Origin of the sequence: Terrabacter sp. RAF57 (assembly GCF_052113925.1) — a bacterium.
In the GTDB taxonomy this organism is placed as follows: Bacteria; Actinomycetota; Actinomycetes; order Actinomycetales; family Dermatophilaceae; genus Terrabacter.
The window spans coordinates 1-1,410 of sequence record NZ_JBFRDT010000054.1 but is presented as its reverse complement, the minus strand read 5'-3'; the positions used below and the strand labels follow the sequence as shown (position 1 = coordinate 1,410).

Annotated in this window: 1 protein-coding gene; it reads right to left on the bottom strand. The window is 65.7% G+C overall.

All coding sequences use genetic code 11. The annotated features are described in order from the left end of the window. Positions 1–39: 39 nt before the first annotated feature. Positions 40–1,344 (bottom strand): IS256 family transposase, encoded by a 1,305-nt coding sequence (locus tag AB4Y83_RS22660; RefSeq protein ID WP_442277106.1) that lies wholly within the window; start codon positions 1,342–1,344, stop codon positions 40–42. Between the last annotated feature and the right edge of the window lie 66 nt (positions 1,345–1,410).

Below are 1,410 nucleotides of genomic sequence, written 5' to 3'. Positions count from 1 at the left end.
GGGTCTGTCAGGCGAACGGTGTAACTGGCGTTTTCATGGTTAGAGGTTCTCCGGCGCCGGCATGCGCGCCTCGAAGGTGACCGCGAACGCGTTCAGGGCCGGCTTCCACCGGGTGACCCATCGTGCCTGCCCGAGTCCTTTGGGGTCCAGGCTTCTCGTCACGAGGTACAGCGTTTTGAGCGCGGCCTGCTCGGTCGGGAAGTGGCCCTTGGCGTTGACCGCCCGACGGTAGCGGGCGTTCAAGCTCTCGATCGCGTTCGTCGAGCAGAGCACCTTGCGGATCTCCAGGTCGTAGGCCAAGAACGGGATGAACTGCTCCCAGGCGGCCCGCCACAGCTTCGGGATCGCCGGGTAGGCCTTGCCCCACTTCTCTTCGAACTCCTCGAACGCCGCCCACGCCGCGTCCGCAGTGACCGCGGTATAGATCGGGCGCAGGTCTCTGGCGATCGACTCCCAGTACTTCTTCGATGCGTACCGGAACGTGCCCCGGATCAGGTGCACGATGCAGGTCTGCACGATCGTCTCCTTGAAGACGGTGTTCACGCTCTCGGGCAGCCCCTTCAGCCCGTCACAGACGATGAAGAACACGTCCGCCACGCCCCGGTTGCGCAGCTCGGTCAACACGTTCATCCAGAACTTCGCCGACTCCCCGGCGCCGTTGCCCGGCCACAACCCGAGTACGTCCCGGTGCCCGGCCAGGTCGACCCCGATCGCGGCATAGAACGGCTGGTTCCCGACCTGCCCATCACGGACCTTGATCATGATCGCGTCGATGAAGACCGCCGCGTACACCCGCTGCAACGGCCGCGAGGACCACGCCTGCATGTCCTCGAGCACCCGGTCGGTGATCCGGCTGACGGTGTCCTTGGACACCGACGCGCCGTAGATCTCAGCGAAGTGCGCACTGATCTCACCGGTGGTCAACCCGCGGGCGTACAGCGACAGCACGATGGCGTCGACATCGGTCAGGCGACGCTGGCGCTTCTTGACGATGACCGGCTCGAAGCTGGCGTCCCGGTCCCGCGGGACCTCGACCTGGACTGGTCCGGCGTTGTCGGTCAGCACCGTCTTGGTCCGGGTCCCGTTCCGGGAGTTGCCCCCGTTGCGGCCTTCGACGGCGTGCTTGTCGTAGCCCACGTGTTCGGTCATCTCCTCCTCGAGCGCGGCCTCGATGACCTGTTTGGTGATCGCCTTGAGCAGCCCGTCCGGGCCGGTCAGCTCGTCACCTCTGGCGCGAGCGGCCTTGACCAGCTCGCGCACCGCCGCGCGCTCCACCTCAGCAGGTGTGAGCGACTTCTTCGCTGCTCTCTCAAGCGGGCTCACGCCCACCAGTGTGTCGGTCATCATCCGACCCTTCCCGCTGAACCAGTCAGCGCGTTGGGCCAGTTACACCGTTACTCGGACAGTCTC

Excerpts from the sequence above, each read along its gene's own strand:
- AB4Y83_RS22660 (WP_442277106.1), bottom strand. The coding sequence starts at position 1,344 with ATGACCGACACACTGGTGGGCGTGAGCCCGCTTGAGAGAGCAGCGAAG.